At 39.4% G+C, this 7650-nt stretch carries 6 protein-coding genes; all 6 read right to left on the bottom strand.

Annotated elements, in window-relative coordinates:
• Window positions 1–159: 30S ribosomal protein S6 (gene rpsF, locus Q0K80_RS05450; protein ID WP_294604159.1), on the bottom strand; the 159-nt coding region annotated here is incomplete at its 3' end.
• Between the two features lie 207 nt (window positions 160–366).
• Window positions 367–2853: a DNA gyrase subunit A gene (gene gyrA / locus Q0K80_RS05445; protein ID WP_294604158.1), complete on the bottom strand. Its 2487-nt coding sequence runs from the start codon at window positions 2851–2853 to the stop codon at window positions 367–369.
• Between the two features lie 9 nt (window positions 2854–2862).
• A complete protein-coding gene (gene gyrB / locus Q0K80_RS05440; protein ID WP_046323977.1) occupies window positions 2863–4827 on the bottom strand; it encodes a DNA topoisomerase (ATP-hydrolyzing) subunit B in 1965 nt (654 codons plus the stop codon).
• Window positions 4817–5956, bottom strand: a complete 1140-nt coding sequence (recF, locus tag Q0K80_RS05435; protein ID WP_294604156.1) for a DNA replication/repair protein RecF — start codon at window positions 5954–5956, stop codon at window positions 4817–4819. The genes gyrB and recF overlap by 11 nt, the downstream gene beginning before the upstream one ends.
• Before the next feature lie 6 nt (window positions 5957–5962).
• A complete protein-coding gene (gene yaaA, locus Q0K80_RS05430; RefSeq protein WP_294604155.1) occupies window positions 5963–6172 on the bottom strand; it encodes a S4 domain-containing protein YaaA in 210 nt (69 codons plus the stop codon).
• 226 nt (window positions 6173–6398) lie between these two features.
• The gene (gene dnaN, locus Q0K80_RS05425) at window positions 6399–7529 is read right to left on the bottom strand and encodes a DNA polymerase III subunit beta (RefSeq protein ID WP_294604153.1); all 1131 of its coding nucleotides are present in this window, start codon (window positions 7527–7529) and stop codon (window positions 6399–6401) included.
• Window positions 7530–7650: the final 121 nt, after the last annotated feature.

Genomic DNA, 7650 nt, shown 5'->3' with positions numbered 1-7650 from the left:
TTCATATGCGAAATGACGCTTTTCCCAGTCTTTTGACTCAACCATCGTACCACCGTTATCGGTAATAACCTTATCATAGCTTTCAACTAATGCTTTCTTTGATTCTTCATCAATATCAGGCTTGATAATATAAGTTATTTCATACTTAGTAGTTGTCATACTAGTGCACCTCCTTCTGGACTAAATGGTTCTTGCTAAAAATCAAGAACAAGGAGTAATGAAGTTTATTACTCGCAATCTCTAATTCTAGCACATAAACAAAAAATTACCAAACTATCTTTACGTGATCCAATAAGAAATTTTCATTTCTTACTTAATATGTACGTAAAATAATCTGATAATTTTTTCAATATTTTTGTTTATTAATTAGTCTTGCTCTTCTGCATTTTCTGCAGAAGCAGCTACTTCTTGATCCTCTTCAGCCGGAACAATTGCCAGACTGGCAACTTTATTGTTGTCATTAATCTTAATCAAGCGCACGCCGAGAGTGCTGCGTCCGGTTTGAGAAACATCCTTTGTCTTAAAGCGAATCATGATACCATCATCTGTGATAACCATGATATCCTGACTGCCATCGATCACGGTCACTCCTGAAAGTGGTCCATTTTTCTGGGTAATGTTTGCGGTTTTAATTCCTTTGCCGCCACGACCCTTTGTCGGATATTCGGCAGCTGCCGTTCTCTTACCGTAACCCTTTTCAGAGATTACTAAGACTTCATCATCATTTTTAACGACACCAGAACCCACTACATAGTCATTTTCACGTAAGTTAATTCCCCGAACACCGGCAGCTGTCCGTCCCATTGAACGAACAGTTTGCTCATTAAAACGCACTGCATAACCTAAGTGGGTACCGATCAAAATATCTTGCTTACCGTCTGTAGCCAAGACATTATTCAGCTCATCACCATCACGCAGGGTTAATGCGATCAAACCACTATTGCGGATATTGCCAAATTCGCTGACATGAGTGCGTTTCACAGTCCCCATCTTCGTGATAAAGAACAAATACGGGTCATCAGCATCTTCAGGAATATTAACAATAGTCTGAATCTTCTCACCTTTTTCAAGCTGCAGTAAGTTGACTATTGGCAAACCTTTAGCTATACGACCAAACTCTGGGATTTCATAGGCTTTCTTTGAATATACCTTGCCCATATTCGTAAAGAACAGCAACATATCATGAGTACTTGAATAAATCAGATTTTCAATAAAGTCGCCTTCCTTAACGCCCATGCCTTTAATACCTTTGCCACCACGATTTTGGGTCTTAAATTCGGTAATAGGCATCCTCTTAATGTAGCCGCTGTGAGTTAAAGTCAGTAAAACGTCTTGCTTTTCAATTAAATCTTCATCTTCAATTGAGACAACTTCGCTAGCGCCAATCTTAGTCCGGCGGGCATCGCCAAAACGCTTTTGAATATCCAGCAGTTCATTATAGATTATTTCATTAATGCGCTCTGGCTTTGCCAAAATGTCTTTATAATCAGCAATCTTGGCTTGTAACTCTTTATATTCGGCTTCAACTTTGTCACGCTCAAGACCCGTTAACCGTACCAGTCGCATGTCTAAGATCGCTTGTGATTGCTTATCATCAAGACCAAAACGACTGATTAAAGCAGCCTTAGCAATATCACTTGACTGACTCTGACGAATGATATGGACAATTTCATCAATGTGATCAAGGGCGATTTGCAGACCTTCGAGAATATGAGCTCTGGCTTCAGCTTTTTCCAGCTCAAACTTAGTTCTGCGAGTAACAACATCTTCTTGATGCTCCAAGTAATACTGGAGCATTTGCTTAAGACTGAGAAAATGGGGTGCGCCATCGACGATTGCCACCATGTTCATACCGAAGTTGGCCTGCATTTGGGTCAATTTAAATAAATTATTTAACACAACACTCGCACTGGCATCACGGCGGATATCAATTGTGATTCTCATCCCTGTCTGGTCTGATTCATCACGCACACCGGTAATACCGTCAATTGTCTTAGCACGCGCTAAATCCGCGATTTTCTTAACCAGCTCAGCTTTATTAACCAAGTATGGCAACTCAGTAACGACTATTCTTTCACGACCGCTTTTTTCGGTTTCAATATTAGTATTGGCACGAACAACAATATTCCCGCGACCAGTTTCATAAGCCCGATAAATGCCACCGCGACCCATGATAGTGCCACCGGTAGGAAAATCTGGGCCCGGAATTGCCTTCATCAATTCTTTAGTAGTGACATCAGGGTTGTTCATCAACATGTGCAGCCCCTTAATCACCTCTGACAAGTTATGAGGCGGTATGTTGGTGGTCATACCAACGGCAATACCACTTGTACCATTAACTAATAAGTTCGGTATTCTGGCAGGTAATACAACTGGTTCATTTTCAGAATCATCGTAATTACGCTGCCAATCAACAGTATTTTTATTGATATCACGCAACATTTCAACGGCAATTTTGCTCATCCGTGCCTCAGTATAACGCATTGCGGCTGGTTCATCGCCATCAACTGAACCAAAATTACCGTGGCCGTCAACTAACATATAGCGGTAACTGAAATCTTGTGCCATATGTGCCATAGCCAAATAAATTGAGGAATCACCGTGAGGGTGGAACTTACCCATAACTTCTCCCACGATTCTGGCTGACTTTTTATATGGTTTATCTGGTGTAACACCTAGTTCACTCATGCCATAAAGAATCCGGCGCTGAACCGGCTTCAAGCCATCGCGCACATCGGGTAAAGCCCGCGCCACGATAACAGACATGGCATAATCTAAGAATGAACTATTCATTACGCTCGTCAGATCAACGTTTCTTATTCTATGATCTTGACCTTGATTGTCGTTATCCATTTAAACCTCCTATGCATCCAAATTTTCAACGTATTTAGCGTTAGTCTCAATAAAATTACGCCGCGGACCTACTTCATTGCCCATCAGTAATTCAAAGACCTCATCGGCATTTTTAGCGTATTCCGGACTGACACGGTCGAGTCTCCTATTTTCAGGATTCATGGTTGTATCCCATAATTGTTCTGGATCCATTTCGCCCAGTCCCTTATAGCGTTGTACCAAAGGTTTAGGACTTGGCTGCAGACTACCTAAATAATCATGCAGTTCTTCGTCAGTATCTAAGTATCTGACCACTTTTCCCTGGCGTACTTGGTATAGAGGTGGACGTGCAATATAAACGTAGCCTTTTTCAATCATCGGACGCATGTAATTGTAAAAGAGGGTTAAGAGTAGTGTCCGAATGTGGGCGCCATCGACATCGGCATCTGTCATAATGATTAATTTGTGGTAGCGAGCCTTAGAAACATCAAAATCTGCACCAAAGCCGGTTCCCAAAGCCGTAAAAAGTGAACGAATTTCTTGGTTAGCCAAAATACGATCCATTGACGCTTTTTCAACGTTCAGAATTTTACCACGAATTGGCAAGATAGCTTGAGTCAGCCTTGAGCGTCCCTGCTTCGCAGAGCCGCCAGCAGAATTACCCTCAACTATGAATAATTCAGAAATGCTGGGGTCATTACTGGTGTTGTCAGCTAATTTACCTGGCAAGTTAGCAATTTCGAGTCCTGATTTCTTTCGAGTTACCTCACGAGCGCGTTTAGCAGCTGTCCGCGCACGTTCAGCTAACTGAGCCTTTTCGACAATTTTGCGACCAACTTGCGGATTTTCCATTAAGAAACGGTTGAAGGTTTCAGAAAAAGCACGATCTACAGCTGTCCGCGCATCAGAATTTCCTAATTTAGTCTTAGTCTGACCTTCAAATTGCGGGTTAGGGTGCTTTACTGATACGACAGCTGTCATCCCTTCCCGAATATCTTCTCCTGAAAGATTGTCATCACTATCTTTTAACAGCTTAGTCTTATGGGCATAATCATTAACTACCCGTGTTAAGGCTGTCTTGAACCCTGCCTCGTGCATCCCACCTTCATAGGTATGGATATTGTTAGCAAAGGTCATCAGTGTTGTTTTATAGCCTTTTGTATATTGCAAAGATACTTCAACGTTAATATCGTTGTCATTACCTTCTACATAGATCGGCTCATCAAATAATACTTCTGTATCGCGGTTTAAAAACGAAACATATTCCTGAATACCACCTTCATAGTGATAAACATCTGTTTCCGCGCTGTCTTTGCGTTTATCAGTAAATGTTAATTTTAAGCCTTTATTTAAAAATGCCAGTTCACGGATACGGTTTTTGAGAATCTTATCATCAAACGAAGTGGTTTCAGTAAAAATGTCTGGATCTGGGAAAAAATGGACGATAGTACCATGCTCAGATAAAGGCACAGTCCCCGTGACTTTCATTTCATCAACTACGCGACCACGACTAAAGTCGATAAAATACTTTTTACCATCGCGCATTGTTGTAACATCTAGCTTGGTTGATAAAGCATTCACGACAGAAGCACCGACTCCGTGCAAACCGCCTGAAACTTTATAGCCGCCACCACCAAATTTACCACCAGCGTGTAAGACAGTAAAAACAGTTTCAAGAGCAGGCCTACCCGTCTTTTTTTCAATATCAACCGGAATACCACGCCCATCGTCTTGAACAGTTACACTGCCATCCTCATTAATTGTAACTTCAATCTTGCTAGCAAAACCGGCTAAGCTTTCGTCAATACCATTATCAATTATTTCCCACACTAAGTGGTGCAACCCCTGAGAACTGGTAGAACCAATATACATTCCTGGACGCTTACGAACTGCTTCAAGTCCGCCTAAGACCTGAATCTGACTGGCATTATATTTATCGGCTTCTTTTTCATATTGCTTAATTTGCTTAAGATTTTCTTTGTTACTATCTGCCATGCAATTTCCCCTCTTTTAAATAAATTTGTCCAGATTTTATGCGGTATATTTTCGGCTTCTTAATTATTTCCCAGGAAATACCCTCAATATCTGTCGTCGTAATAAATGTTTGTGTTTTACCGTGAATGTAATTGAGTAAGGCACTTTGGCGGTTATGGTCAAGCTCACTCATGACATCATCAAGTAATAATAACGGATATTCATCAGTTAACTGGTGCACAAGCTGAATCTCAGCCAGTTTAATACTAAGCGCGATTGTCCTCTGCTGTCCTTGAGAGCCATACAAATGTGCGTTTTTACCATCAAGCTCAAACTCAATATCATCCCTATGAGGGCCGCTTAAGGTCGTGCCTTTGAGAATTTCAATCTTTTGCTTTTTTTGAAAATTGTCTAATACTTTATGATAAACTTCTTCGACGCTATCCTTTGCAGTTATTTCTTTTACCGATGGCTGATAAATCACTTCCAACTTTTCAGCACTGGTACTGATGTGAGCGTAGGCATCTCGAGCATATTGGTCTAAATAATTTAAAAATTGAAAGCGGCGGACTATTACTTCTGCCGCGACACCGGCTAGTTGATCCGACAACACCTCCAAAAACATGGTGTCATGCGCCTCACCCTTAGCCAGTTGTTTCAAATAATTATTCTTTTGCTGCAATACCTGCTTATACTTGCCTGCAAAATAAAGGTACTCGGCACTAATTTGACCAAACTCCTGATCCATAAATCGTCGCCTTAAGTTGGGTGCCCCTTTAATCAGGTCTAAATCTTCCGGAGAAAATAAAATAGCGTTTAATTGTCCCACATATTTGGATAATTTCGCCTGTTCAACCCGGTTAACCCAAACTTTCTTACCTTTAGTGGTAATTAAAACCCGTAAAGATAGATCAATTTGACATTTATAAATATGACCAGAAACATTGGCATAATCCTTACCAAAAGCGATTAGTTCTTTATCATTACTGGTTCTATGAGAACGAGTTAAGGCCAAAAAATAAATTGCTTCAAGTAAATTAGTTTTGCCTTGAGCATTCTGACCTATAAAAATGTTGACATTGGGATCAAATTCAACTTCAAATTGCTGTAAATTGCGGTAATTTTGTGCAATAAAATGCTTGAGATACATTCACGGCTACCGCAGTTCATAAGTCTCGTGATTAATTTCAAGCTTGTCGCCAGGGCGCAATTTTTTACCACGCCGATTTTCTTTGATCCCATTTAGTAAAACTGGATTTTCTCGTAGATACCATTTAGCCTGACCACCTGAAGAAACAATACTCTCTTCTTTTAAAAACTGACCTAGAGTAATATATTCGCTTGTTACTTTAAATTCTTTGATCATAACCACCTTCACACCATTAACTACCTATAATAAGTATATTCGTTTCACAAGTAAAAAACAACTAAAAGCCCATATAGAGCCATATAAACGGATTTTTTTAAAACAAACATTTCATAGTGAATGACACTAAAAATAAACTAGCGGGCTTTTTTGTTCGATTATAAAAATTTGGGTAGAAAAAAAGCCATCAGTTGATGACTTTTTCTTTTTATTTAAGAATGATAGCTTAAAAAGTTCTCACCGGTGTAATTAACTGGACAAAATCAATGTTGGTTTTATCAGGATTGACGGTAAATGGCCGCAATGGTTGCGTAAAATCCATAATAACGGAATCAGTCACCGAAGCTTTTAATGCATCGCGCAAATAATCAGGATTGAAGGAAATCTTTAAATTTTTACCTTCAAGTTTTTTAAAACTAACATCTTCTTCAACATTCCCAATTTCTGCTGATTCACCAGACAATTTGGCACTTTGTTTTTCAGTATCCAGTGTCAAATCTACTACATTGTTACGTCCTGCATGTGTCAGTAAACTAGCCCGATCAAGTGCACTTGAAAGTTCCATTAAGTCAAATTCTACAGTTGTCGTGCTGTCAGTCGGTATCAGACGTTCAGTATCAGGATAGCTGCCTTCAAGTAGGCGTGAATAAAACAGAATGTTGCCAATTTCAAAGAGTACCTGATTTTCACCCGGACAAACTTTAATCTCCGGATCCGTTTCTCCGATAATACGTGCAAGTTCCAGTAAACTCTTTCCTGGAATGATTAAGTCTGTTTTTGTTTGTGGTCCATTTTCTAAAGTCAAAGCACGACTGGACAGTCTGTGTGAATCCGTTGCTACTGCATGAATTTTGTCAGGGCTAAAGGTGAAATGAACACCAGTCAGAACTAAGCGACTTTCTTGAGTCGCAACTGCAAATTGGGTTTCATTGATAATTTCTCGAAAAGTTTTTCCCGAAATAACAAAAGAGGACTCGTCTGGAATTTCTGGTAATCTTGGGTAGTTATTAGCATCTAAGCCATTAATAGTGAACTCACTGTTTTCAGAAATAATTTGTGTTCGGAAACTTTCTTTAACTTCCAAAGAAAATTCCTTTCCTGGTAAACGTCTGATAATTTCGCTAAAAAATCTTGCCGGTAATACGACTGAACCAGTTGAATCGACGGTCAAGTCTTCACTGACTGGTATTTTGATTTCAATTGAAATATCAGTATCACTTCCAGTTAGAAGTAATTCAGTTTCCGTTAAGTTAAGCTTAATTCCACTTAGAATTGGTATTGTTGCTCTGGATGAAATGGCGTGCATTACATTGTTTAAATTATCTAAAAAAAGATTCCTGTTAACTGTAAATTTCATTTGGTGCCTCCTGTTATTTTGTCTGTTTTCTTTATATTAATTATATATTTAATTAGTAGTATTAGTAGGTCCTGTGATTTCTGTTGAAAAGATACATTAGCCTTAAAATAACGTAATTGTT

The organism is uncultured Lactobacillus sp., assembly GCF_945290125.1.
Lineage (GTDB): Bacteria > Bacillota > Bacilli > Lactobacillales > Lactobacillaceae > Lactobacillus > Lactobacillus rizhaonensis.
Note: the sequence above shows the minus strand (reverse complement) of the source record. Positions and strands in the feature narration are given on the sequence as shown.

Excerpts from the sequence above, each read along its gene's own strand:
- gyrA (WP_294604158.1), bottom strand. The coding sequence starts at position 2,853 with ATGGATAACGACAATCAAGGTCAAGATCATAGAATAAGAAACGTTGAT.
- gyrB (WP_046323977.1), bottom strand. The coding sequence starts at position 4,827 with ATGGCAGATAGTAACAAAGAAAATCTTAAGCAAATTAAGCAATATGAA.
- recF (WP_294604156.1), bottom strand. The coding sequence starts at position 5,956 with ATGTATCTCAAGCATTTTATTGCACAAAATTACCGCAATTTACAGCAA.
- yaaA (WP_294604155.1), bottom strand. The coding sequence starts at position 6,172 with ATGATCAAAGAATTTAAAGTAACAAGCGAATATATTACTCTAGGTCAG.
- dnaN (WP_294604153.1), bottom strand. The coding sequence starts at position 7,529 with ATGAAATTTACAGTTAACAGGAATCTTTTTTTAGATAATTTAAACAAT.